This is a genomic window from Streptomyces sp. NPDC036822 (assembly GCF_055609145.1).
This window is the reverse complement of record NZ_JBVJPY010000020.1, coordinates 86,605-109,954: the sequence shown is the minus strand read 5'-3', so window position 1 is coordinate 109,954 and position 23,350 is coordinate 86,605. Positions and strand designations below refer to the sequence as shown.

The window sequence follows — 23,350 nt, the reverse complement described above, 5'->3', positions numbered from 1 at the left end:
GGCGTCTGGGCCGCCCCGGGGCGCGTCAACCTGATCGGTGAGTACACCGATTTCAACGACGGCTTCGTGATGCCGATGGCGCTGCCGCACACGGCTGTCGCCGCCGTCGCCCGCCGTACCGACGGGGCGCTGCGGATCCACTCCGCCGATGTCGAGGGCGGCATCGTCCGGCTCGACGTCGACTCCCTCGAACCCCTCTCCGGCACCGGCTGGGCCGCGTACCCGGCCGGTGTCGCCTGGGCCCTGCGGGAAGCGGGCCACCCGGTCACCGGCGCGGACATCCACATCTCCTCCACGGTCCCGACCGGCGCGGGGCTCTCGTCCTCCGCCGCCCTGGAGGTCGTCACGGCGCTCGCGCTGAACGACCTGTTCGGGCTCGGCCTGTCCCGCCCGGAGCTCGCGGTGATCGCCCAGCGCGCGGAGAACGCCTTCGTGGGCGTCCCCTGCGGGGTGATGGACCAGATGGCGTCCGCGTGCTCCGTCGCGGGGCACGCCCTGCACCTGGACACCCGGGACCTGTCCTGCCGCCAGGTGCCCTTCGACCTCGCCGCGCGGGGCCTGCGGCTCCTCGTCGTCGACACCCGGGTGAAGCACGAGCTCGGGGACGGCGCCTACGCGGAGCGGCGCGCCGGGTGTGAAGCGGGTGCGCGGGCGCTCGGTGTGCGCGCCCTGCGCGACGTGCCGTACGCGCACCTGTCCGAGGCCCTCGCGCGTCTGGACGACGAAACGGTTCGGCGCTACGTCCGGCACGTCGTCTCCGACAACGAGCGGGTCGTGCGGACGATCGCGCTCCTCGACGCCGGGGACGTACGGGCGGTCGGCCCGGTCCTCACCGAGGGGCACGGCTCGCTCCGGGACGACCTGCGGGTCTCGTGCGCCGAGTTGGACCTCGTGGTCGAGGCGGCGAACGTGGCCGGGGCGCTCGGCGCCCGGATGACGGGCGGGGGTTTCGGCGGCTCGGCGGTCGTGCTCGTGGAGTCGATCGCGGCGGACGCGGTGGCCGCCGCGATCGAGAAGGCGTTCGCCGAGGCGGGGTACGCGGCACCGGGGATCTTCCCCGCGGTGCCGTCGGAGGGGGCGCGCAGGCTCTCGGACTGACCGGTGGCGCCGGGCCGGGAGCCTCACCGCGCCCCGGCACATGCCACGGGAAACAGCACCGGGAAAGCGTCGTGGAGAGACCCGGAAACAGCCCCTGATCTGTCGACTCCAGTCGCGTTCGGACACATGCGCCCCCTGCGTATCGCCGCGTTCCACCAGTTCCGCGAATCGGCTTCCGCCGGGGCGCCTCGCCCGTACTCTGATGCGCAGCACCGGTGGGGGCCGGTGCTGATCAGGGGTGAGACCAGTCGGGTACGGCGCCTGGGGCGGGGTAAGGGTCAGCACGGCGGCGGCCGTGCGACGACGGACCTCCTCTCCGGCGCTGTGCCCGCGCCGGTCCGTTCCTCGACACTTGGGGGTGTCCGTGGTCCGTATCCGGGTCCTGGTGGTGGACGACCACCGCATCTTCGCCGAGTCGCTGGCCGCCGCCCTCGCGGCGGAGCCCGACGTCGACGTCTCCGCGGCCGGCAGTGGCCCGGCCGCTCTGCGCTGTCTGGACCGCGCGGCCGCCGAGGGCCGCCGCTACGACGTGATGCTGGTCGACGCCGACCTGGGCGTGGCCCTGGGCCCGCCGGCCGTCGCCCGTGCCGTGCCGGACGACGCCGAGGGCGTGGTCGACGGCATCTCGCTGGTCGCGGGGGTCGCGGAAGCCCGCCCCGCCGTCCGTACGGTCGTCCTGGCCGAGCGGGACGACGCGCACCGGGCCGCTCTCGCGCTGCAGGCCGGGGCGTCGGGCTGGGTGGCCAAGGACTGCTCGCTCCAGCGGCTGCTCGCCGTGATCCGGGGCGTCCTGCGGGACGAGACGCATCTGCCCCCGGCGCTGCTCACCGGCGTGCTGCGGGAGCTGACGGCGGCCCGCAAGCACCGCAGCGAGAGCGAGGAACTCGTGGAGTCGCTGACGCCGCGCGAGCGGGAGGTGCTGCGCTGCATGGTGGCGGGCCTGGGGCGCAAGGCCGTCGCCGAGCGGCTGTTCCTGTCCCCGCACACCGTCCGTACGCACATGCAGAACGTGCTCGGGAAGCTGGGGGTGCACTCCACGCTGGCCGCGGTGGCGCTGGCGCGCCGGGCGGGCGTGGGGCCCGCGGACCTAGCCGGGGATGTTGTCGAACGGGGCGGTCAGCTGGCGTAGCAGGTCGGCCAGTTCGCCGCGCTGGGTCCGGGAGAGCTGGGCCAGGATGGCCCGCTCCTGGGCGAGGAGGCCGGCCAGCGCCTGGTCGGCCCGGTCGCGGCCCTCGGGGGTGAGGCGGACCAGGACCCCCCGTCGGTCGCTGGGGTCCGGCAGCCGCTCGACGAGGCCCTTCTTGGTGAGCCGGTCGATGCGGTTGGTCATGGTGCCCGAGGTGACCAGGGTCTGGGTCAGCAGCTGGCCCGGGGAGAGCTGGTAGGGGGCGCCGGCGCGGCGCAGCGACGTGAGGACGTCGAACTCCCAGGGCTCCAGGTGGTGCTCGGAGAAGGCGAGCCGACGGGCGCGGTCGAGGTGCCGGGCGAGCCGCGAGACGCGGCTGAGCACCTCGAGCGGTTCCACGTCGAGGTCGGGGCGCTCGCGGCGCCATGCTGCGACCAGACGGTCGACCTCGTCCTCCATGACGATCAGTGTAAACGGTCTGTTGACATAAAGTCTCTTGACGTCAAGATATATTCCGCTGGACTATGGGGAAGGACCGGGCCGGAACCCTGTTCCGCTTCGGCAACTCGTTCCAGCAAGGGGGCTTCGAACATGCATTCCGGACCAGCTTCTGCTTCTGTCGCACCGACATGGGACCCACAGCAGTACCTCCGTCACTCCGGCCACCGCACCCGTCCGTTCCTCGACCTGCTCGCCCGAATACCGCACCTTCCGCACGGCGACCGCCCCGCCCGGATCGCCGACCTCGGCTGCGGCCCCGGCAACGTCACCGTCCTTCTCGCCGAACGCTGGCCCGACGCCCACATCACCGGCTTCGACCTCTCGCCCGACATGCTGGAGCGCGCGGAGAAGGACTACGCCGGCACCACGGCCGGCGGCGGCTGGCTCGACTTCCGGCCCGCCGACGCCGCCCACTGGACCCCCGAGGAGCCCTACGACCTCATCGTCTCCAACGCCGCGCTCCAGTGGGTCCCCAACCACCCCGAGTCCTTCGCCCCCTGGATCGAAGGGCTGCGCCCGGGCGGAACGTTTGCCTTCCAGGTCCCGGGCAACTTCACCTCGCCCAGCCACGCCCTGCTCGGCGAGCTCTGCGACACCCCCCAGTGGCGCGACCGCCTCGGCGACGAGGGCCGCCGCTTCGTCCACGTCCTCGACCCCGCCGACTACCTCCACCGGCTCACGGACCTCGGCTGCGAGACCGACGTCTGGGAGACCACGTACTCCCAGCTCCTCCCGGGCGAGGACCCTGTCCTCGACTGGGTCAAGGGCACCGCGCTGCGCCCCGTCCTGACCGCGCTCGAGGGCGACCAGGAGGCGACGGACGCCTTCCTCGCCCAGTACCGCGACCTCCTGCGCGCGGCCTACCCGCGGGGCCCCCGCGGCACGGTCTTCCCGTTCCGGCGCATCTTCGCCGTCGCCCGGAAGGGAGCCTGACGCACGGCCGGGGGCGCCGCCCACGGCGACGCCCCCGACCGGTCACCGGGACCACCGCCCCGGCCGCGCGGATCAGCTCTTGCGGTGCCCTATCAGCCGGGGCTTCTGCTCCAGACCGTCCAGACCGTGCCAGGCCAGGTTCACCAGATGGGCCGCGACCTCGGCCTTCTTCGGCTTGCGGACGTCCAGCCACCACTGGCCCGTCAGCGCCACGCTGCCCACCAGTGCCTGGGCGTAGAGCGGGGCCAGCTTCGGGTCGAAGCCGCGGGCCTTGAACTCCAGCCCCAGGATGTCCTCCACCTGCGTGGCGATATCGCTGATCAGCGAGGCGAACGTGCCCGTCGACTGGGCCACCGGCGAGTCGCGGACCAGGATCCGGAAGCCGTCGGTGTACCGCTCGATGTAGTCGAGCAGCGCGAAGGCGGCCTGCTCCAGCAGCTCGCGCGGATGGCCCGCGGTCAGTGCCCCGGTCACCATGTCGAGCAGCTGGCGCATCTCGCGGTCCACGACGACCGCGTAGAGCCCCTCCTTGCCCCCGAAGTGCTCGTACACCACCGGCTTGGAGACGCCCGCCTTCGCGGCGATCTCCTCCACCGACGTGCCCTCGAAGCCCTTCGCCGCGAACAGCGTCCGGCCGATGTCCAGCAACTGCTCCCGGCGCTCCGCGCCCGTCATCCGCACCCGGCGCCCGCGCCGGGGCTTCTCGCCGCCGGGGGTGCCGGTACCGCTGGTACTGCCGTCGATCGCCACGTCCTCCATCATGCCGCGTCGGCGGGCTCGCCCCGGCGCCGGGCTTCGATCCGGGACGCGTCGGGCCAGCGCACGTCCGAGGCCCAGCCGAGCTGCTCGAACCACCGGATCAGCCGCGCGCTGGAATCGACCTGGCCCCGCAGGACGCCGTGCCGCGCCGAGGTCGGGTCGGCGTGGTGCAGGTTGTGCCAGGACTCGCCGCACGACAGCACCGCCAGCCACCACACGTTGCCCGAACGGTCCCGCGACTTGAACGGGCGCTTGCCCACCGCGTGGCAGATGGAGTTGATCGACCACGTCACGTGGTGCAGCAGCGCCACCCGTACCAAGGAGCCCCAGAAGAACGCGGTGAACGCGCCCCACCACGACATGGTCACCAGGCCGCCCACCAGGGGCGGGATCGCCAGCGACAGGAGCGTCCAGTAGATGAACTGCCGCGAGATCGCCCGGATCGCCGGGTCCTTGATCAGATCCGGAGCGTACTTGTGCTGCGGCGTCCGCTCCTCGTCGAACATCCAGGCGATGTGCGCCCACCACAGGCCCTTCATCAGCGCCGGGACGGTCTCGCCGAAGCGCCACGGCGAATGCGGGTCGCCCTCCGCGTCGGAGAACTTGTGGTGCTTGCGGTGGTCGGCCACCCAGCGCACCAGCGGACCCTCCACCGCCAGCGAGCCCATGACCGCCAGAGCGATCCGCAGCGGTCGCTTCGCCTTGAAGGAACCGTGCGTGAAGTAGCGGTGGAAGCCGATCGTGATCCCGTGGCAGCCGATGTAGTACATCGCCACCAGAAGACCCAGGTCGAGCCAGCTCACCCCCCACCCCCAGGCCAGCGGCACCGCCGCCAGCAGGGCGAGGAAGGGGACCGTGATGAACAGCAGCAGCGTGATCTGCTCGATCGATCGCTTGCTGTCCCCGCCGAGCGTGGCGGAGGGCAGGTCGGCGGCGGAGTCGCGCACCTCGGGGTCCGAGGTCACCTCGGGGCTTGTGGTCATGGGTGTCCCCTTGGGGAGAAAAGGAAGGAAGGGGGTGAAGGGGGTGATGGGGTGAAGCGTGACGAAGGGACGAAAGAGCGGAGGAGCGGAAGGGGAGGATGTAGGACAAGCGCGGATGAACACCAGCGCGTGGCTACGCTTCCGTAACCTACGGCGACGTAAGTATGGCAGCGCGGTGGCGCGCGGCAAGAGGGCGCAACAGGGCCACCGGCGGCGCCGCGCCCACGGACACCTATCCTGGGTGCGTCGGACAGCGCGGTCCGCAAGCCTCCAGAACCCCTCCAGACGTGCTCAAACACTGCAAGGAGCCGCACCTGTGAGCAGTGCCGACCAGACCCCCACCGCCAGCGCCGAGCTGCGTTCCGACATCCGCCGACTGGGCGACCTGCTGGGCGAGACCCTCGTCCGCCAGGAGGGCCACGACCTCCTCGACCTCGTCGAGAAGGTCCGCCGGCTCACCCGCGAGGACGGCGAGGCCGCCGCCGAGCTGCTCGGCGACACCGACCTGGAGACCGCCGCGAAGCTCGTACGCGCCTTCTCCACCTACTTCCACCTGGCGAACGTCACCGAGCAGGTGCACCGCGGCCGCGAGATGCGCGAGAAGCGCGCCGCCGAGGGCGGACTCCTCGCCCGCACCGCCGACATGCTCAAGGACGGCGACCCCGAGCACGTCCGCGCCACGGTGAAGAACCTCAACGTCCGGCCCGTCTTCACGGCCCACCCCACCGAGGCCGCCCGCCGCTCCGTCCTCAACAAGCTGCGCCGGATCGCCGCCCTCCTGGAGACCCCGGTCATCGAGGTCGACCGGCGCCGCCTCGACCTCCGGCTCGCCGAGAACATCGACCTCATCTGGCAGACCGACGAACTCCGCGTCGTACGCCCCGAGCCGGCCGACGAAGCCCGCAACGCCATCTACTACCTGGACGAGCTGCACGCCAACGCCGTCGGCGACGTCCTGGAGGACCTCGCCGCCGAGCTCGAGCGCGTCGGCGTCGAGCTCCCGCCCGGCACCCGCCCGCTCACCTTCGGCACCTGGATCGGCGGCGACCGCGACGGCAACCCCAACGTCACCCCCGCGGTGACCAGGGAAGTGCTGATCCTCCAGCACGAGCACGGCATCAACGACGCCCTCGACCTCATCGACGAGCTGCGCGGCTTCCTCTCCAACTCCATCCGCTACGCCGGCGCCACCGACGAGCTGCTGACCTCCCTCCAGGCCGACCTGGAGCGCCTGCCCGAGATCAGCCCCCGGTACAAGCGCCTCAACGCCGAGGAGCCCTACCGGCTCAAGGCCACCTGCATCCGCCAGAAGCTCGTCAACACCCGCGAGCGCCTGGCCAACGGCACCGCGCACCAGGACGGCCGCGACTACCTCGGCACCGCCGAACTGGTCCACGACCTCGCCCTGATCCAGACCTCCCTGCGCGAGCACCGCGGCGGCCTGTTCGCCGAGGGCCGGATGGACCGCACCATCCGCACCCTCACCGCCTTCGGCCTCCAGCTCGCCACCATGGACGTCCGCGAGCACGCCGACGCCCACCACCACGCCCTCGGCCAGCTCTTCGACCGGCTCGGCGAGGAGTCCTGGCGGTACGCAGACATGCCCCGCGACTACCGGCAGAAGCTCCTCGCCAAGGAGCTCCGCTCGCGCCGCCCGCTCGCGCCCACCCCGGCCCCGCTCGACGCCGCCGGCGAGAAGACCCTCGGGGTGTTCCACACCATCAAGGAGTCCTTCGAGCGGTTCGGCCCCGAGGTCATCGAGTCGTACATCATCTCGATGTGCCAGGGCGCCGACGACGTCTTCGCCGCCGCCGTCCTCGCCCGCGAGGCCGGCCTCATCGACCTGCACGGCGGCTGGGCCAAGATCGGCATCGTGCCGCTCCTGGAGACCACCGACGAGCTGAAGGCCGCCGACGTCATCCTCGACGGCATGCTCGCCGACCCCTCCTACCGCCGCCTCGTCTCCCTCCGCGGCGACGTCCAGGAGGTCATGCTCGGGTACTCCGACTCCTCCAAGTTCGGCGGCATCACCACCAGCCAGTGGGAGATCCACCGCGCCCAGCGCCGGCTGCGCGACGTCGCCCACCGCTACGGCGTACGGCTCCGCCTCTTCCACGGCCGCGGCGGCACCGTCGGCCGCGGCGGCGGCCCCTCGCACGACGCCATCCTCGCCCAGCCCTGGGGAACCCTGGAGGGCGAGATCAAGGTGACCGAGCAGGGCGAGGTCATCTCCGACAAGTACCTCATCCCGTCCCTCGCGCGGGAGAACCTCGAACTGACCGTCGCCGCCACGTTGCAGGCCTCCGCCCTGCACACCGCGCCCCGGCAGTCCGACGAGGCCCTCGCCCGCTGGGACGCGGCCATGGACACCGTCTCGGAGGCCGCCCACACGGCGTACCGCAGGCTCGTCGAGGACCCGGACCTGCCGACGTACTTCCTCGCCTCGACCCCGGTCGACCAGCTCGCCGACCTGCACCTGGGCTCGCGGCCCTCCCGCCGCCCCGGCTCGGGCGTCTCCCTCGACGGTCTGCGGGCCATCCCGTGGGTCTTCGGCTGGACCCAGTCCCGGCAGATCGTCCCCGGCTGGTTCGGCGTCGGCTCCGGCCTCAAGGCCCTGCGCGAGGCCGGTCTCGACCCGGTCCTCGGCGAGATGTACGAGCAGTGGCACTTCTTCCGCAACTTCCTCTCGAACGTCGAGATGACACTCGCGAAGACCGACCTGCGGATCGCCCGCCACTACGTCGACACCCTGGTCCCCGACGACCTCAAGCACGTCTTCGACACCATCGAGGCCGAGCACGCGCTGACCGTCGCCGAGGTCCTCAAGATCACCGGCGGCGAGAAGCTCCTGGACTCCAACCCCGTCCTCCAGCAGACCTTCGCCATCCGCGACGCCTACCTGGACCCGATCTCCTACCTCCAGGTCGCCCTCCTCGCCCGCCAGCGCGCGGCCGTCGAGCGCGGCGAGGAGCCGGACCCGCTGCTCGCACGGGCCCTGCTGCTCACGGTCAACGGCGTGGCCGCCGGCCTGCGCAACACCGGCTGACACCCGCCCGCACGAACGACGGTGCCCCCGCCGCGGTCCTCAGGACCGCGACGGGGGCACCTCGCGTGACGGGGATCAGTGCTGCTGGGCCTTGCGGCGGCGCGTCACCAGGAAGCCACCGACACCCGCGAGGGCGACGGCGACGGCGGCGAGGACACCCACGGGGGCGCCGGAGCCGGTCTCGGCCAGGTTGCCGTCGGAGTCGCCCGTGTCCTTGCCACCCTGCTCACCGGGGGCGTTGGGGGAGGGGGACTCGGACGTGCCCGGGGTCTCGGTGCCGGGGGTCTCCGTGCCGGGGGTCTCGGTCCCGGGCGTCTCGGTACCCGGGGTCTCGGTGCCCGGGGTCTCCGTCCCGGGCGTCTCCGTGCCGGGCTCGCAGTCGGTCTTGAAGACCTTGTGCTTCGGGGCACCCTTCTTGCCCTCGAAGTCCCAGAACAGCTTGTACTGGCCGTCCGGGAGGGTCATGTCCTCGGTGCGCTCGTGACCGTCGGCGTCGAGCGTGATGACACCGGTCTTGACCACGGTGCCCTTGTCCTGGTCGTTCTTCGCCCAGGCCTTGATCTGCCAGTCCACCTTCTGGCCGGCGTCGAAGCCGAAGGCGTCCAGGTAGAAGGTGCAGACCTTGGGCTCGTTCTTACGGAGCTCCTCGCCGGTCTTGGCGTCGTGGATCTTCACGGTGCCGTTGTCCCCCTTCGGGTCACCCTTGGGGTTGCCCGTGGCGGAAGCGGCGGGAGCCAGCAGCAGCGAAGCGGCCGTCACGGCGGTGACGACGGTGCCGGCGGAAATCAGGGAACGTCTCATAGGGCTGTCCAACTGGGATGAGGGAGGCCGTGGGGGGCGGCTGAGGCAGCCTACCGGCGCATTTAAGCCACCCTTAACCAGGCGGAGGTAACAATCAGAGCGCGAAGAACGCTCCCAGGAGCAAGGCTCCGCCCAGACCCGCCGCCGACCAGGCCGTTCGCGTCATCCGCAGCCCGCCCCCGACCACCGGCGCGGCCAGCAACAGCGCCCCGCCCAGGGGTAGCCAGGCGTGCAGCCCTCCGCCCCACCCCGTCCGCACCGCCTCGTCCGTCCCCGGCTTCACCACCACCGGCAGCGTCTGGCCCTCGGCCGCCGCCACGGAGTGGTCGATCGTCAGCGTCTGGTGCGGCGAAGCCGGACCCTCGGGGACATAACGCCCGCTGCACGTCTCCTCGTTGCAGCCGGTCACCGTCAACGTGCCGTGCTCACGGCCCTTCGGAAGCAGTATGTGCTGCGCCGTGTCCCAGGACGACCAGACGCCCCCGACGACGAGCAGCAGGGCGACCAGGGCCATGGCGGCGTTACGGGCGTGGTTCATGACCCGCGATCGTACAGTCGTACCGGCAGGGGTGGCCCGTCAGGAGTTGTACGCCGACTGCGCCCGCTCCAGACCCTCTTCCACCAGGCACTCCACCGCATCGGCCGCCCGGTCCACGAAGTAGTCGAGCTCCTTGCGCTCCGTCGACGAGAAGTCCTTCAGGACGAAGTCCGCCACCTGCATCCGGCCCGGCGGACGTCCGATGCCGAACCGCACCCGGTGGTACTCCGGCCCCATCGCCTTCGTCATCGACTTCAGTCCGTTGTGACCGTTGTCCCCGCCGCCGAGCTTGAGGCGCAGCACGCCGTAGTCGATGTCCAACTCGTCATGGATCGCCACGACATGCGCCGTCGGTACCTTGTAGAAGTCGCGCAGCGCCGTCACCGGGCCGCCCGAGAGGTTCATGTACGACATCGGCTTCGCGAGGATCACTCGGCGGTTGGCCGGTCCGGGCGGCCCCATCCGGCCCTCCACGACCTGCGCCTGCGCCTTCTGCGCCCGCTTGAACTTCCCGCCGATCCGCCCGGCGAGCAGGTCCACCACCATGAACCCGACGTTGTGCCGGTGGGCCGCGTACTCCGGACCGGGGTTGCCGAGACCGACGATCAGCCAGGGGGCGTTCGCGTCGTCCGTCATGTGCGTCACGTCTCCTCGAATGCGTGCACGCGCGCGTTCACCCGCGCGTACGGAGAAACGGGGTGACGGGCCGCTGTCGCGGCCCGTCACCCCGTCACGTCAGGCAGAGCCTACGGCTCAGGCCTCGGCGCCCTCGGCCGCACCCTCGGCGTCGGCGGCCGGCTCCTCGGCCTGCGCGGCCAGGATCTGGATGACGACGGCGTCGGCGTCCGTGGCCAGCGTGGTGCCGGACGGCAGCGGGACGTCCTTGGCGGCGATCGAGTCACCGGCCGACAGGCCCGCGATCGACACGGTCACGGAGGTGGGGATGTGGGTCGCCTCGGTCTCGACGGAGAGCGTGTTCAGCACGTTCTCGACCAGGAAGCTGCCCGGGGCCAGCTCGCCCTCGGTCTCGACGACGACCTCGACCGTGACCTTCTCGCCACGGCGGACGAGCAGCAGGTCGACGTGCTCGAGGAAGCCCTTCAGCGGGTCGCGCTGAACGGCCTTCGGGATGGCCAGCTCGGTCTTGCCGTCGATCTCCAGGGACAGCAGGACGTTCGGGGTACGCAGGGCGAGCAGCAGCTCGTGGCCCGGCAGGGTGACGTGGACCGGCTCGGTGCCGTGACCGTAGACGACGCCGGGGACCTTGTTGTCGCGACGGATGCGGCGGGCGGCGCCCTTGCCGAACTCGGTGCGGGTCTCGGTGGCGAGCTTGACCTCGGACATGTGCACTCCTCGTAAGCGGAAAACGGACAGTGTGTCGGCTACCCGGCCACGACTGGCCTGCTACGAAGAGCGCGTCGATAACGGACCGCCGTACCACCACGGGTACGGCCTCCCTCGCCGAGCAACTTCGGCAGTCTACTCGCCCTGCGCCCGGCCACCCAATTGGATCACCGGCACACGACGAGGGCCGCCCTCCCGGCACACGGGAGAACGGCCCTCGGCAACGTGCTCGCGGGGTCTACTGCTCCTCGAAGAGGCTCGTCACCGAACCGTCCTCGAAGACCTCGCGGACCGCCCGCGCGATCGTCGGCGCGATCGAGAGCACCGTGATCTTGTCCAGCTCCAGGGAGCTGGGGTCGGGCAGCGTGTCCGTGAAGACGAACTCGCTGACCTTGGAGTTCTTCAGACGGTCGGCGGCCGGCCCCGAGAGGATGCCGTGCGTCGCCGTCACGATGACGTCCTCCGCGCCGTGCGCGAACAGCGCGTCGGCGGCGGCGCAGATCGTGCCACCCGTGTCGATCATGTCGTCGACCAGGACACAGACCCGGCCCTCGACGTCACCGACCACCTCGTGCACCGTCACCTGGTTCGCGACGTCCTTGTCGCGGCGCTTGTGCACGATCGCCAGCGGCGCGTCCAGGCGGTCGCACCAGCGGTCCGCGACCCGCACCCGGCCCGCGTCCGGGGACACGATCGTCAGCTTCGCCCGGTCCACCTTCGCGCCCACGTAGTCGGCGAGCACCGGCAGCGCCGACAGGTGGTCGACCGGACCGTCGAAGAAGCCCTGGATCTGGTCGGTGTGCAGATCGACCGTGAGGATCCGGTCGGCGCCCGCCGTCTTCAGCATGTCGGCGATCAGGCGGGCCGAGATCGGCTCACGGCCACGGTGCTTCTTGTCCTGACGGGCGTAGCCGTACGAGGGGATGATCACGGTGATGCTGCGGGCCGAAGCCCGCTTCAGCGCATCCAGCATGATCAGCTGTTCCATGATCCACTTGTTGATCGGAGCCGTGTGGCTCTGGATCAGGAAGCAGTCCGCGCCACGAGCCGACTCCTGGAAACGGACGTAGATCTCGCCGTTCGCGAAGTCGAAAGCCTTGGTCGGCACGAGGCCGACACCCAGCTGGTGCGCGACCTCCTCGGCCAGCTCGGGGTGGGCGCGGCCGGAGAAGAGCATCAGCTTCTTCTCGCCGGTCGTCTTGATCCCGGTCACAGCACTGTCTCCTCAGACGTGTTCCCTGGCCGCGACCAACGAGCCTTCGTGCGCGCGTGCGAGCCAGCCGAATTTATGTGCACGTATCACGGTACGCCGAGTTCGACGCACCCGTTTCCGGTCAGCTTTCGCCGGCAGGCCCCTCCACGACCGCCTGAGCGGCCTGCGCGGCGGCGCTGCCGGGACGCTTACGCGCCACCCAACCCTCGATATTCCGCTGCTGGCCCCGGGCGACGGCCAGCGCGCCGGCCGGCACGTCCTTCGTGATGACGGACCCGGCGGCGGTGTACGCGCCGTCCCCGATCGTGACAGGCGCCACAAACATGTTGTCCGAACCGGTCTTGCAGTGCGACCCGACGGTCGTGTGGTGCTTCGCCTCGCCGTCGTAGTTCACGAAGACGCTCGCCGCGCCGATGTTCGTGTACTCGCCGATCGTCGCGTCCCCGACGTAGGACAGGTGCGGGACCTTCGTGCCCTCGCCGATCGTGGCGTTCTTCATCTCCACGTACGTGCCGGCCTTCGCCTTGAGGCCGAGCCGCGTCCCCGGCCGGAGGTACGCGAAGGGGCCCACGGAGGCGCTCTCGCCGATCTCGGCCGTATCGGCGACGGTGTTGTCCACCCGGGCGCCCCTGCCGACCGTCGTGTCCTTCAGGCGCGTGTTCGGACCCACCTCCGCGTCCTCGCCGATGTGGGTCACCCCCAGGAGCTGTGTGCCGGGGTGCACGATCGCGTCCCGCTCGAACGTCACCGTCACGTCGACGAGCACGGACGACGGGTCCACGATCGTCACGCCGGCCGTCATCGCCCGCTCCAGCAGCCGCTGGTTCAGCAGCGCCCGCGCCTCGGCGAGCTGCACCCGGTTGTTGATCCCGAGGATCTCCCGGTGGTCGCCCGCCACCGACGCGCCCACCCGGTGGCCCGCCTCGCGCAGGATCGACAGCACGTCGGTGAGGTACTCCTCGCCCTGGCTGTTGTCCGTCCGCACCTTCCCCAGCGCGTCCGCGAGGAGCCGGCCGTCGAACGCGAACACCCCGGAGTTGATCTCCTTGATCGCCCGCTGCGCCTCGGACGCGTCCTTGTGCTCCACGATCGCCGTGACCGCGCCGCTGGTCTCGTCCCGGACGATCCGCCCGTACCCGGTCGAGTCCGGGACCTCGGCGGTGAGCACCGTGACGGCGTTCCCGTCGGCCGCGTGCGTGGCGGCGAGGGCCCGCAGCGTCTCGCCGGAGAGCAGGGGGGTGTCCCCGCAGACGACGACGACGGTGCCGTCGGGCGCCTGGCCGAGCTCCTCCAGACCCATGCGGACGGCGTGACCGGTGCCGTTCTGCTCGTGCTGCACGGCGGTGCGGGTGCCGGCGTACTCCGCCTCGAGGTGTGCGGACACCTGCTCGCGGGCGTGCCCGACGACCACGACGAGGTTCTCGGGCTCCAGCTCGCGCGCGGCGGAGACGACATGTCCGACGAGCGAGCGCCCGGCGATCTCGTGCAGGACCTTGGGGGTCTTGGACTTCATGCGGGTGCCCTCACCCGCTGCGAGGACGACGACGGCGGCCGGGCGGTTGGCGCTCACGGGAATGCCCTTCGGCTTCGGGTGGTGGACCACCGCAGGATACCGGGGGGTTTCCGGGCGGAAACGAGCGCGGGTCCCGACTGCGCAGTCGGGACCCGGCGAGAAGAGTGGCTCCCCCATCAGGATTTGAACCTGAACAGACGGTACCAAAAACCGCAGTGCTGCCTGATTACACCATGGGGGATGGAATCCGGCTGAACCGGACATGAGGTCAGGTCGCCGGACCGGCACGCAACACTATGCCGTACCAAGCCCCCTCCATGCGACGGTGCGGCTCCCCGCTCTCCGGAAAATGGGTCGCCGCCGCCCGTAGGCTGGGAGCCATGACCACAACGGGGGCCCACCAGGAGGCCACGGGTCCGACCGCCCGTGGCCTGTGGTGGTGGGGGAGACGGCGTAGTGCGGTACTGGACATCGGGCTGGCCGTCGTGTCGGCGCTGGAGTGCGCGCTCGAAGGGGTCGGGTTCGCCGGACAGGCGTCGCTGCCGGTCCCGGTGGGGGTGCTTTTCGGGCTGATCGCCGGGTCGGCGCTGCTCGTGCGGCGGCGGTGGCCGATCACCGTCGTCCTCGTCTCGATCGCCATCACCCCGGCCGAGATGGGCTATCTGATGGGGATCGTCGGGCTCTACACGCTCGCCGCCTCCGAGGTGCCCCGCCGGATCACCGCCGCCCTCGCGGGCATGTCCACGGTCGCCGTGTTCCTGGTGACGGTGGTGCGGCTGCGCCAGGACGTCGCCCAGGCGGACGTCGACCAGCGGGATTTCGACCCGAGCGGCTGGTACGTGCCCGTCGTCTCGCTCTTCATGACGCTCGGCCTCAACGCGCCGCCGGTGCTCTTCGGCCTCTACATAGGGGCGCGGCGCCGGCTCATGGAGAGTCTGCGGGAGCGGGCGGACAGTCTGGAGCAGGAGCTGTCGCTGCTGGCCGACCGGGCGGAGCAGCGGGCGCAGTGGGCGCGGCAGGAGGAGCGGACGCGGATCGCGCGGGAGATGCACGACGTGGTCGCGCACCGGGTGTCGTTGATGGTGGTGCACGCGGCCGCGTTGCAGGCGGTGGCGTTGAAGGATCCGCAGAAGGCGGTGAAGAACGCGGCGCTGGTCGGTGACATGGGCCGGCAGGCGTTGACGGAGCTGCGGGAGATGCTGGGGGTGCTGCGGGAGGGGGCGGCTCCGGCTCCGGCGGCGGTGCCGTTGGCGGCGGTGGGGCTCGCGGCCGCCGCGGCGGCGGAGGCCGCTTCGGAGGACGGGCCCTGTCTGGACGCCCTGGAGTCCCTTGTCGAGCAGTCGCGCCAGGCGGGCGCGGTGGTGGAGCTGGTGGTGCTGGGGGAGGCCCGGGGGTACGGGGCGGAGGTGGAGCGTACGGCGTACCGGGTGGTGCAGGAGGCGTTGACGAACGTGCACAAGCACGCGGCCGGCGCGAAGGTCGTGGTCCGTCTGGCGCACCGGGACGCCGAGGTGGCCATGCAGGTCGAGAACGGCCCTTCGGACGGGGCGGCGGCGGACGCGCATCTGCCGAGCGGGGGCAACGGACTGGTGGGGATGCGGGAGCGGGTGACCCGTCTGGGGGGCGTGTTCGTGTCGGGGCCGACGGACGCGGGTGGTTTCCGGGTGTCGGCCGTGCTGCCGGTGGGGGAGCGGCGGGCGGCGTAGGGGACGGCGTCGCGGCGCATCGCCCGGTGCCCGGTCTCGCCCGCGGGGCGGCCCGTTCGCCGCCCTTCCCGGTCGGCCGTCAGCCGGTCACGAGCCGCGTGGGCTGCGTCCCCGTGATCAGGGTCGCCAGGGCCGCGTCGATGTCGCGTCCGAGGAACCAGTCGCCGGTGTGGTCGAGGCTGTAGACGCGCCCTTCCAGGTCGATCGCGAGGACCGCCTGATGGTCGCCCTCATCGCCGAGGGGCGCGATCCGGGTGTCGAGCGCGCGGCCGAGGTCCGCGAGGGTGCGGGCGATGTGGAGACCGGCGAGGGGGTCGAAGCGCACGGTCGCCGGGGCGATCTGGCGTCCGGCGCCGGGGGCGGTCACGCGCAGGTCGCCGAACTCCGCCCAGGCCTCTACGGCGGCCGGGAAGACGTGGTGCCGGTGGCCCCCGGGCGAGACGTGGGCGCGCAGCGCGTCGGCCCACTGCTCGGCGAGCTTGATGTCCCAGCGGCCGGGTTGCCAGCCCGCCTCGCGGAGGGCGGCGTCGACGTTGACCGGGAACCGGGTGGTGCTCAGGTGGTCGGGCATGGAGGTGCGGTCAGCCGTTCTCGACAGTCGAGGTGGGGTCGACGGTGCGGACACCGAAGTGGGCGAGCATCGCCGTACAGGAGCGACAGGGCGCGGCGTAACTGCCGTGGAGCGGGTCGCCGGCCTCGCGGATGCGGCGTGCGGTCAGCTTGGCGTGCTTGAGCGAGCGGCGGGCCTCGCCGTGGGTGAGGGGCTTGCGCTGGGCGCGCTTGGAGCGTCCGGCGTCGGTGGCCGCGAGATGGCGGGAGAGCAGGATCGCCTCGGGGCAGCGGCCCGTGAAGCGTTCGCGCTGGCCGCTGGTGAGGGTGTCCAGGAAGTCCTGGACGAGCGGGTGCAGCGCGGGGGGCTGGTCGCCCCGGCCCGCGGTGCAGGTGAGGGTTTCGCCGCGTACGGACAGGGCGGCGCCGACGGTGGGGAGGATGCCGTCGCGACGGAAGCGCAGTAACGGTGCGCGGGTCGTCTCGGTGCTGCTCCAGTTGAGGCGTGGGTCACCCTGAGTGGGCGTCGGTGCTGCGTACATGGTGCGTTTCTTCCCCTCCTGCAATCCCCCGAGTTGCGGGAACAGACTGCCAAATGGGGCACCTCCTGGGGAAGCGGGGCACGAAAACAGCTCTCGGTGTGTCGGAACTATCGCCGGTGCGTCATCCGCTCGTGACAGTTGGTCACGGCCTGTGGTCGTGGCCGTATCGGGCCGGGTCGGGTGCTTGTGGCAGCGCATAGGCTGTGCGGAATCAGCCAGCAGCCAGCGCAGGGGGCATCCGCCATGACGACAGGTCGGCTCGGGCAGTCAGCCGCGCCACCGAACGCGGCCTATGCCGGGCAGGTCGTGCATTTCCCGGATCCGGTCCGGGCCTCCCGGCACCCCAGAGGGGTACGGGTGGACGAGCAGGGCTTCCCGGACTTCTCACCGTACGCCCGTGCGGCCGCGGAGATCGCGGAACCGCCGGAGGGCTTCGGGGTCGACGAGCTGCGGCTGACGGACTACGTGTCGGCGAACGCGGCGCTGGCGGCGACGGGGCACGAGCTGTGGGACACGATCCCGGCGGTGGCGACTCCGCACGGCTGGACGTGGCACCACGTGGCGGGCGGCCGGCGGATGGAGCTGGTGCCGGTCGAGGTGAAGGCGTTGCTGCGCCACCACGGTGGGATCGCGACGGCCGCCGTGGACCACGCGAAGCGGGGGACGCGGCCGCTGCAGGAGACCCGGCCGGCGCACTTCGGGCTGCCCAAGGGGCGCGTGTCGGTGTCGGAGCAGCAGCTGCTGGGCGTGGAGGAGGACCTGGGCTACCGCCTGCCGGGCGCGTACCGCTCCTTCCTGAAGGCGGCGGGCGGCTGTGCGCCGGTCGGCGCGGCGCTCGACGCGGAGCTGGGCCTGCTGGTGGACCAGCCGTTCTTCACGGTGCGCGAGGAGGCGGGCGTCAACGACCTCGTCTACGTCAACAAGTGTCTGCGGGACCACCTGACGAAGGACTATCTGGGTGTGGCCTTCGCGCAGGGCGGGATCGTCGCGGTGAAGGTGAAGGGCGACCGGGTCGGGACGGTGTGGTTCTGCGCGTACGACGACGCGCGGGACCAGGACGGCTGGACGGTGAACGAGCGGGTGGAGCGGTTGCTCCTGCCGTGTGGCGAGGACTTCGACGTCTTCCTGCAGCGTCTGGCGGGCAATCCGCCGGAGCTGGAGACGGTGGCGAACCTGATGGTGGACGGCGGGTTCGCGCGTGCCGTGCCCGTGGTCCCGGTGGGGGAGTGAAGCGGCAGTGGTGACGTTCGCGCAGGCGCAGGAGCGCGCCGAGGAATGGATCAACGGTGACGTGCCCGCGTACCAGCACCGCGAGGTGCGGGTACGGGAATTCGGTCTGGGGTTCGTGGTGTGGGCCGAGGACCGCGAGGAGGGCCCGACGTCCGACGGCGGTCGTCAGCGACTGGTGATCGCGCGCGACAGCGGTGAGGCGACGCTGTGGCCGGGTCTGCCGGTGGGCGAGGTGATCCGGCGCTACGAGGAGGAGTACGGGGCGGCGGAGGACGCGGGTCCGGCAGCGGGGGCGGCGGCGCCTCCGGAGCGGGTGGATCTGAACCAGACGTCGTTCCTGCTGAGTCCGCCGGAGTGGTTGCAGGACGCGGCGGACAAGCTGGGTCTGCCGCCGAAGGGCCCCAACGCCTCGCAGGCGGGCGGGAGTCCGGCGACGCCGGACGCCGTGGCCGACTACGAGCCGACGGCTCAGGACGGGGTGCCGGCGAGTGCGCCGAGCGGCCCGTGGGCGGACGCGAGCGCCGGTGGCGCGCGGGGCGTGGGCGCCCCGGACGGCACGGGCGGCGACAGCGGTACGGGCGGTGCGGGCGGTTCGTCCGCGAGCCCGTGGGCGGACGCGAACGCGAGCTCGGGCGGTGCGGGCGGTTCCTCCCCCTGGGCGGACGCGAACGCGAGCTCGGGTGGTGCGGACGGGTCGGTGCCGTTGCCGGCGACGGTCTTCGCGCCGCCGCTGTCGGGCGCGGACGACGACGACACGCCGCCGCCGATGGTCGGGGCGGACGCTCCGACGGCGCTGATGTCGGGCGGCAGCGCGCTGCCGCCGACCGCCATCGCCCCGAGGCTGGACCCGCACGCCCCCCGGCCGGACGGGCCCGGGGCGGGAACGCCCGCGGCCCCCGGCGGGCCGGGCGCGTCTCCGGCTCCCGGCACCCCCGGTGCTCCGGGGGGCCCGGCCTCGCTCGGGGCCGGAGCGCCGTCAGGACCCGCCGGCGCTGACGCCGGTGCGCCGGTGGGTGGCGGCGCGACGTTGCCGCCCACGGGACCCGGAGGATCCGCCGGTCCCGGCGCCGCGGGTTCCGGTACGCCGGCACCCGGCACGCCGGGGGCCGGGGACATCGCGGACGCTGCCACGAGCAAGGCCGTACTGCCGCCGCGTGGCACCCGGGGCGGGGGGAGCACGACGCCTCCGCCGCCGCAGGCGCCCGGTGTGCCCGGAGCCCCCGCCCCCGCCTACGTACCGACGCAGATGGTGGCGCAGCTGGGACCCGACGGGCCCCAGCCTCCCGGCGCTCCCGCGGCCCCGGGACCGCCGACGCCTCCGCAGCCCGTGCACCACGCCGCGACCATGCTCGCGCACCCGAGCCAGGGCGGCCCCGGCGCGCCGCCGCCTCCGCCCGCGCCGCCCGGCGCGCCGGGGACGCGGGGCGGCGGGGTCGAGCACGCCGCGACGATGCTGGCCAACCCGGGCCCTGGTGGCCCGCCGACGCCCCCCGGCCCTCCGGGTGCTCCCGGCGCGCCCGCCGCTCCCGGTGCGCCGGGAGTGCACCACGCGGCGACGATGCTCGCGCAGCCCGGCCCTGGTGGTCCGGCCGTCCCGCCCCCGCCGGCACCGGCACCGGGGGCGCCCGGACCCCTGGGCGGTGCCGTGCCGCCGCCGGCGTACGGCTATCCGCAGCAGCCGACGGGGCAGCCGACCGTCGGCCCCGGCTACCAGGCCGTGCTGCGCTACCGCGCGCCCGACGGGTCGGAGGCGCAGATCATCCGCCGGTCCGCTCCCGGCACCCCGCACCCGGAGTGGCAGATCCTGCACGAGCTGCGCGCCATGAACGTGCCGCCGCAGCAGGTGCTCGAACTGCACACGGAGCTGGAGTCCTGCGAGCTGCCCGGTGGCTACTGCGCCCGGATGATCCGGGAGACCTGGCCGCAGGCGCGGATCACCAACATCGCGCCGTACGGCACCGATCACTCCAGCCGGCAGCAGGGCATGCGGCAACTCCTCATCCATCAGGGGGAGTTGCACCAAGTGGCGGACGGCCCCGCCCGTCCGGCGCCGGTCCGCGCGCCGCTGCCGCAGGTGCAGCCGCTCCCGCCGGTCCCTCCGGAGGGGGTCGCGCAGGAGCTGGCCGGCGCGTTCGGGCCGGGCATCTGCCGGTTCGACCAGCGGGCGGTGTCCCGGCAGGGTGTGCCCGAAGTGGTGGCGCTGACGCTCGTCTGGGCGGGTCTTCCGGCCGACTTCGGGCCGTTCTTCTGGGCCCAGCCGGCCCAGCCGGTCGTGCCGACGCTCGCCGAACTGGCCGCGCAGCGCCAGATCCAGCCGGCGTCGGACGCGGGCTCGTACCTCGTGATCGGCTCCGACTTCGGGCGGGCGATCTGTGTCCAGTACGGGACGGCGCACATCGTCGCCGTACCGGTCGAGTCCGGGCCGGGCGGGCAGCCGGTGCCGCCGCAGTTCGTGAACAGCGGGCTGCCGGAGTTCACCCGGTCCATGGCGCTGCTGGGGCGGATGTGGCGGCTGCGGTTCGGGCTCAATCCCGAGCAGGCGGGCCGCTGGACGGTCGACTTCCAGGCGCAGCTCGCGATGCTGGACCCGGCGGCGCTGGCGTCCCCGGACAGCTGGTGGTCCGTGCTCCTGGAGCAGATGTGGGACGGCCTGCTCTGAGACGTTCTCTCCTGGCCGGTTTGTGACCGAAGGCGTCCGACGTATCCACGTCGGGCGCCTTTTGTCCTGCCCGATGCCGCATCCTGGAGAGGTCAGCCAGGACCGGAAGGGGCGTCAGGAATGGGTTTCGCCGTCGGACGGGGTCGCGGATACCGCCCCGCGCAGGTCGACCGCCACGTCACCTCCCTCACCGGTGAACGCGACGACGCCTGGGAGCGCGCGGCGCGGCTCACCGCCCTCGTCAAGGAGCGGGAGGCGGAGCTCGCGCGGCTGCGGGAGGCCGTGGAGGGGCTGGCGCCGCAGCGGTACGACTCCCTGAGCGAGCGGGCGCGCAGGATCCTGGAGCTGGCGGAGGAGGAGGACCAGGAGCTCGTACGCGCCGCCGAGGCCGCGGCGCAGGCCCTCGGCGAGGAGGCGCGGGCGGCGGGCCGGGCGGTGGCCGAGGCGGCCCGGGCGTACGCGGACGGGGTGCTCGCCGAGGCGGACGCCGCGGTCGCCGCGGCCTTGGGGGCGGCCGGCGCCGAGGCGGAGGAGCTGCGGGCCCGGGCGCGTGGCGAGGCGGAGGAGCTGCGGCGCGAGGGCCTGGCCGAGCTGGAGGAGACGCGGCGGCGGGCCGCGGCGCTCCTGGCCGCGCAGCGGCAGAAGCAGGCATCGCTCACGGAGGACGCCGACCGCGCGGCGACGGCCCGGCGGGTGGAGCAGGAGGCGCGGCACACGGAGCTGCTCACCGCGGCCGAGTCGCGACTGGAGGCGGCGAAGCGGGCGTACGCCGAGACGGAGGAGAACGCCCGTCACGGGCAGGAGGACGCGGAGGCGCGGGCCGCGGAGATCCTCGCGGAGGCGAGGATGCGTCAGGAGCGCGCGGAGCGCGAGACGGAGCGGGTGCTGCGCGAGCACGAGGAGGCCCGCGAGGAGATCCTGGCCCACATGGACCACATCCGTACCTCCCTGGCGGCGCTGACCGGCCGGGTCGCCCCGGCCCGGGAGCGCGACCGCGATCGGGGCGAGGGCCGGGGCGGGCAGGAGCAGGACCGCGAACCGGACCCCGACCGCGAGGACCGGGACCGCGAACCGGACCGCGAGGACCGGGACCGCGAACCGGACCGCGACCGGCAGGCCGGCGCGCGCTGACCGCCGGCCGTCCCCCACGGCCTATGGGGTCGTCCGCTCCTCGCCGTCCGCCAGGACCGGGAAGCGGCGAGGCGCCAGCGTGAGCAGCACGACGAGGGCGATCGCCGCCGCGGCCGCCGCGCCGAGGTAGACGTAGTCCACCGCCGCGTCGACCGCGTGCCGCAGTCGGTCGGCGGCGGGGCCCGTCAGGGAGCCGGGCGCGTCGAGGGCTCGGGCGAGGCCGTCGAGGTCGCCGCCGCCCCCGAGCCGGGCGGCCAGCACGCCGTTGGCCACCGCCCCGAAGAGCGCCGCGCCGATGCTCTGCCCGACCTGGCGGCAGAAGAGGACGGACGCGGTCGTCGTCCCGCGCTCCTCGTACGGCACCGTCGACTGCACCCCGACGATCAGCGGAAGCTGGAAGAGGCCGAGGGCGCCGCCGAGCAGCAGCATGAGCAGGGCCGGCTGCCAGGGTTCGCCGGGGAAGGGCAGGAAGGGGAAGGCGAGCAGGACCAGCAGGGCGAGGCTGATGCCGATGACGGCGGTGGAACGGAAGCCGATGCGGTTGTAGACCCGGTTGGACAGGGCCGCGGTGACCGGCCAGCTGAGGGTCATGGCGGAGAGGACGAAGCCCGCGGCGATCGGTCCGAGGCCGAGGACGGCCTGGGCGTAGGTCGGCAGGAAGACGGTGGGGGCGACCATCAGGAGTCCCAGCGCGCCGAGGGCCAGGTTGACGGCGGCGATCGTCCGGCGGCGCCAGATCCAGCCGGGGATGATCGGTTCGGCGGCCCGCCGTTCGACGAGGACGGTGACGCCGGCGAGGGCGAGCGCGCCGCCGAAGAGCCCGAGCGAGGGGGCGGACAGCCAGGGCCAGGCGACTCCGCCCTGGACGAGGGCGGTCAGCAGCAGCACGCCGGTGCCGAAGATGGCGAGCGCCCCGGCCCAGTCGACGGACGGCCGCTCCGGCGCGTCCCCGGCCCGTGCCCGGGTGCGGGTCCCCGCCCGTACGGCCGCGGTCCGCCCCGGCTCCACGAGGTACCGGGCGATCAGCCACAGCGCCACCAGCCCGACCGGCAGGTTGATCAGGAAGATCCAGCGCCAGTCCGCGTACCCCGCGAGGAGACCGCCCGCCGCCGGTCCCGCCACCGACGCCGTGGCCCAGACGGACGACAACCTCGCCTGGATCCTGGGGCGTTCCTTCAGCGGGTAGAGGTCCGCCGCGAGCGTCTGGATCGTGCCCTGGAGCGCTCCGCCGCCGAGGCCCTGCACCACGCGGAAGGCGATGAGCGAGCCCATGTCCCAGGCCGCCGCGCACAGCAGGGAGCCGACGAGGAAGAGGACGGTCCCGGCGATCAGGACCGGCTTGCGGCCGAAGGTGTCGCTGAGCTTGCCGTACACCGGCAGGGTGACCGTCACCGCGAGCAGATAGCCGGAGAACAGCCAGGAGAAGACCGACAGCCCCCCGAGGTCGCCGACGATCTGCGGCACGGCCGTGGAGACGACGGTGCCGTCCAGGGCCGCCAGGGCCATCCCGAGCATCATCGCGGCGACGACCGGTCCGCGCCCCCGCGGGGTGGTGGCGGGCGCGCCGGCCCGCCGCGTCGTGGTCCCGGACACCCTGTGGTTCCTCCCCCTGCGGTCGGTGCGCGCCGCCGCGCACCGACCGTGCCGGTGCGCGGCGACGCGTGCCGATGCGTCGTAC

The 23,350-nt window shown here is 72.8% G+C and carries 20 protein-coding genes and 1 tRNA gene; 8 read left to right on the top strand and 13 right to left on the bottom strand.

The genetic code is table 11. The features are described 5' to 3' along the window. Window positions 1-1,098: galactokinase (gene galK / locus ACZ68P_RS31220; RefSeq protein ID WP_471012122.1), on the top strand; the 1,098-nt coding region annotated here is incomplete at its 5' end. A 352-nt stretch (window positions 1,099-1,450) separates the two neighbouring features. Then, on the top strand, window positions 1,451-2,227 hold the full coding sequence (locus ACZ68P_RS31215) for a LuxR C-terminal-related transcriptional regulator (RefSeq protein ID WP_471012120.1): 777 nt from the start codon (window positions 1,451-1,453) through the stop codon (window positions 2,225-2,227). Here the strand turns inward: ACZ68P_RS31215 and ACZ68P_RS31210 are convergent. Then, on the bottom strand, window positions 2,186-2,683 hold the full coding sequence (locus ACZ68P_RS31210; RefSeq protein ID WP_365715860.1) for a MarR family winged helix-turn-helix transcriptional regulator: 498 nt from the start codon (window positions 2,681-2,683) through the stop codon (window positions 2,186-2,188). The genes ACZ68P_RS31215 and ACZ68P_RS31210 overlap by 42 nt on opposite strands. A gap of 132 nt (window positions 2,684-2,815) precedes the next feature. On the opposite strand from ACZ68P_RS31210, the gene ACZ68P_RS31205 reads away from it, so the two are divergent. After that, window positions 2,816-3,658 carry a trans-aconitate 2-methyltransferase gene (locus tag ACZ68P_RS31205; protein WP_471012118.1) on the top strand — a complete coding sequence of 281 codons (843 nt, stop codon included), beginning with the start codon at window positions 2,816-2,818 and terminating at the stop codon, window positions 3,656-3,658. Window positions 3,659-3,730: 72 nt separating this feature from the next. On the opposite strand, the gene ACZ68P_RS31200 is transcribed toward ACZ68P_RS31205, so the two are convergent. Further along, a complete protein-coding gene (locus tag ACZ68P_RS31200; RefSeq protein WP_471012116.1) occupies window positions 3,731-4,420 on the bottom strand; it encodes a TetR/AcrR family transcriptional regulator in 690 nt (229 codons plus the stop codon). Continuing rightward, entirely contained in the window at window positions 4,417-5,400 is a 984-nt protein-coding gene (locus ACZ68P_RS31195; protein WP_471012113.1) for an acyl-CoA desaturase, read from the bottom strand. Before ACZ68P_RS31195 ends, ACZ68P_RS31200 begins: the two co-directional genes overlap by 4 nt. A gap of 316 nt (window positions 5,401-5,716) precedes the next feature. Here ACZ68P_RS31195 and ppc point away from each other — a divergent pair, with 316 nt between their 5' ends. Further along, window positions 5,717-8,446 (top strand): phosphoenolpyruvate carboxylase, encoded by a 2,730-nt coding sequence (ppc, locus tag ACZ68P_RS31190; RefSeq protein WP_471012110.1) that lies wholly within the window; start codon window positions 5,717-5,719, stop codon window positions 8,444-8,446. Window positions 8,447-8,521: 75 nt separating this feature from the next. Here the strand turns inward: ppc and ACZ68P_RS31185 are convergent, their stop codons facing one another. The 7 genes from ACZ68P_RS31185 to ACZ68P_RS31155 form a co-directional block, all read right to left on the bottom strand. Then, a complete protein-coding gene (locus tag ACZ68P_RS31185; RefSeq protein ID WP_471012108.1) occupies window positions 8,522-9,247 on the bottom strand; it encodes an LPXTG cell wall anchor domain-containing protein in 726 nt (241 codons plus the stop codon). Window positions 9,248-9,341: 94 nt separating this feature from the next. Continuing rightward, window positions 9,342-9,785 carry a hypothetical protein gene (locus ACZ68P_RS31180; protein WP_471012105.1) on the bottom strand — a complete coding sequence of 148 codons (444 nt, stop codon included), beginning with the start codon at window positions 9,783-9,785 and terminating at the stop codon, window positions 9,342-9,344. Between the two features lie 39 nt (window positions 9,786-9,824). Next, the gene (gene pth, locus ACZ68P_RS31175; RefSeq protein ID WP_365715866.1) at window positions 9,825-10,421 is read right to left on the bottom strand and encodes an aminoacyl-tRNA hydrolase; all 597 of its coding nucleotides are present in this window, start codon (window positions 10,419-10,421) and stop codon (window positions 9,825-9,827) included. Between the two features lie 117 nt (window positions 10,422-10,538). Continuing rightward, window positions 10,539-11,129, bottom strand: a complete 591-nt coding sequence (locus ACZ68P_RS31170; protein WP_471012101.1) for a 50S ribosomal protein L25/general stress protein Ctc — start codon at window positions 11,127-11,129, stop codon at window positions 10,539-10,541. Between the two features lie 238 nt (window positions 11,130-11,367). Further along, on the bottom strand, window positions 11,368-12,342 hold the full coding sequence (locus ACZ68P_RS31165; protein ID WP_365715868.1) for a ribose-phosphate diphosphokinase: 975 nt from the start codon (window positions 12,340-12,342) through the stop codon (window positions 11,368-11,370). Between the two features lie 121 nt (window positions 12,343-12,463). Next, window positions 12,464-13,912: a bifunctional UDP-N-acetylglucosamine diphosphorylase/glucosamine-1-phosphate N-acetyltransferase GlmU gene (gene glmU / locus ACZ68P_RS31160; protein ID WP_471012097.1), complete on the bottom strand. Its 1,449-nt coding sequence runs from the start codon at window positions 13,910-13,912 to the stop codon at window positions 12,464-12,466. Between the two features lie 108 nt (window positions 13,913-14,020). Continuing rightward, window positions 14,021-14,096, bottom strand: a tRNA-Gln gene (locus tag ACZ68P_RS31155). Between the two features lie 139 nt (window positions 14,097-14,235). Here ACZ68P_RS31155 and ACZ68P_RS31150 point away from each other — a divergent pair. Then, window positions 14,236-15,561 carry a sensor histidine kinase gene (locus ACZ68P_RS31150; protein ID WP_471012095.1) on the top strand — a complete coding sequence of 442 codons (1,326 nt, stop codon included), beginning with the start codon at window positions 14,236-14,238 and terminating at the stop codon, window positions 15,559-15,561. A 79-nt stretch (window positions 15,562-15,640) separates the two neighbouring features. Here the strand turns inward: ACZ68P_RS31150 and ACZ68P_RS31145 are convergent, their stop codons facing one another. After that, on the bottom strand, window positions 15,641-16,132 hold the full coding sequence (locus tag ACZ68P_RS31145; RefSeq protein WP_471012092.1) for an SUKH-3 domain-containing protein: 492 nt from the start codon (window positions 16,130-16,132) through the stop codon (window positions 15,641-15,643). A gap of 10 nt (window positions 16,133-16,142) precedes the next feature. After that, complete coding sequence (locus tag ACZ68P_RS31140) at window positions 16,143-16,652, bottom strand: YwqJ-related putative deaminase (protein WP_365715872.1); 510 nt, start codon at window positions 16,650-16,652, stop codon at window positions 16,143-16,145. 243 nt (window positions 16,653-16,895) lie between these two features. Here ACZ68P_RS31140 and ACZ68P_RS31135 point away from each other — a divergent pair, with 243 nt between their 5' ends. From ACZ68P_RS31135 to ACZ68P_RS31125, 3 genes are all read left to right on the top strand, one after another. Continuing rightward, a complete protein-coding gene (locus tag ACZ68P_RS31135; RefSeq protein ID WP_471012088.1) occupies window positions 16,896-17,882 on the top strand; it encodes an HNH endonuclease in 987 nt (328 codons plus the stop codon). 7 nt (window positions 17,883-17,889) lie between these two features. Next, window positions 17,890-20,541, top strand: a complete 2,652-nt coding sequence (locus tag ACZ68P_RS31130; RefSeq protein ID WP_471012086.1) for an SUKH-4 family immunity protein — start codon at window positions 17,890-17,892, stop codon at window positions 20,539-20,541. Between the two features lie 120 nt (window positions 20,542-20,661). Next, complete coding sequence (locus tag ACZ68P_RS31125; protein WP_471012084.1) at window positions 20,662-21,672, top strand: cellulose-binding protein; 1,011 nt, start codon at window positions 20,662-20,664, stop codon at window positions 21,670-21,672. 21 nt (window positions 21,673-21,693) lie between these two features. Here the strand turns inward: ACZ68P_RS31125 and ACZ68P_RS31120 are convergent, their stop codons facing one another. Continuing rightward, a complete protein-coding gene (locus ACZ68P_RS31120) occupies window positions 21,694-23,265 on the bottom strand; it encodes an MFS transporter (protein ID WP_471012081.1) in 1,572 nt (523 codons plus the stop codon). Window positions 23,266-23,350: the final 85 nt, after the last annotated feature.

Bases quoted from the DNA above. Each gene is read 5' to 3' on its own strand.
- ACZ68P_RS31125 (WP_471012084.1), top strand. From the start codon at position 20,662: ATGGGTTTCGCCGTCGGACGGGGTCGCGGATACCGCCCCGCGCAGGTC.
- pth (WP_365715866.1), bottom strand. From the start codon at position 10,421: ATGACGGACGACGCGAACGCCCCCTGGCTGATCGTCGGTCTCGGCAAC.
- ACZ68P_RS31205 (WP_471012118.1), top strand. From the start codon at position 2,816: ATGCATTCCGGACCAGCTTCTGCTTCTGTCGCACCGACATGGGACCCA.
- ACZ68P_RS31195 (WP_471012113.1), bottom strand. From the start codon at position 5,400: ATGACCACAAGCCCCGAGGTGACCTCGGACCCCGAGGTGCGCGACTCC.
- ACZ68P_RS31210 (WP_365715860.1), bottom strand. From the start codon at position 2,683: ATGGAGGACGAGGTCGACCGTCTGGTCGCAGCATGGCGCCGCGAGCGC.
- ACZ68P_RS31140 (WP_365715872.1), bottom strand. From the start codon at position 16,652: ATGTACGCAGCACCGACGCCCACTCAGGGTGACCCACGCCTCAACTGG.
- ACZ68P_RS31170 (WP_471012101.1), bottom strand. From the start codon at position 11,129: ATGTCCGAGGTCAAGCTCGCCACCGAGACCCGCACCGAGTTCGGCAAG.
- ACZ68P_RS31185 (WP_471012108.1), bottom strand. From the start codon at position 9,247: ATGAGACGTTCCCTGATTTCCGCCGGCACCGTCGTCACCGCCGTGACG.
- ACZ68P_RS31145 (WP_471012092.1), bottom strand. From the start codon at position 16,132: ATGCCCGACCACCTGAGCACCACCCGGTTCCCGGTCAACGTCGACGCC.
- ACZ68P_RS31150 (WP_471012095.1), top strand. From the start codon at position 14,236: ATGACCACAACGGGGGCCCACCAGGAGGCCACGGGTCCGACCGCCCGT.
- ACZ68P_RS31180 (WP_471012105.1), bottom strand. From the start codon at position 9,785: ATGAACCACGCCCGTAACGCCGCCATGGCCCTGGTCGCCCTGCTGCTC.
- ACZ68P_RS31135 (WP_471012088.1), top strand. From the start codon at position 16,896: ATGACGACAGGTCGGCTCGGGCAGTCAGCCGCGCCACCGAACGCGGCC.
- ACZ68P_RS31200 (WP_471012116.1), bottom strand. From the start codon at position 4,420: ATGATGGAGGACGTGGCGATCGACGGCAGTACCAGCGGTACCGGCACC.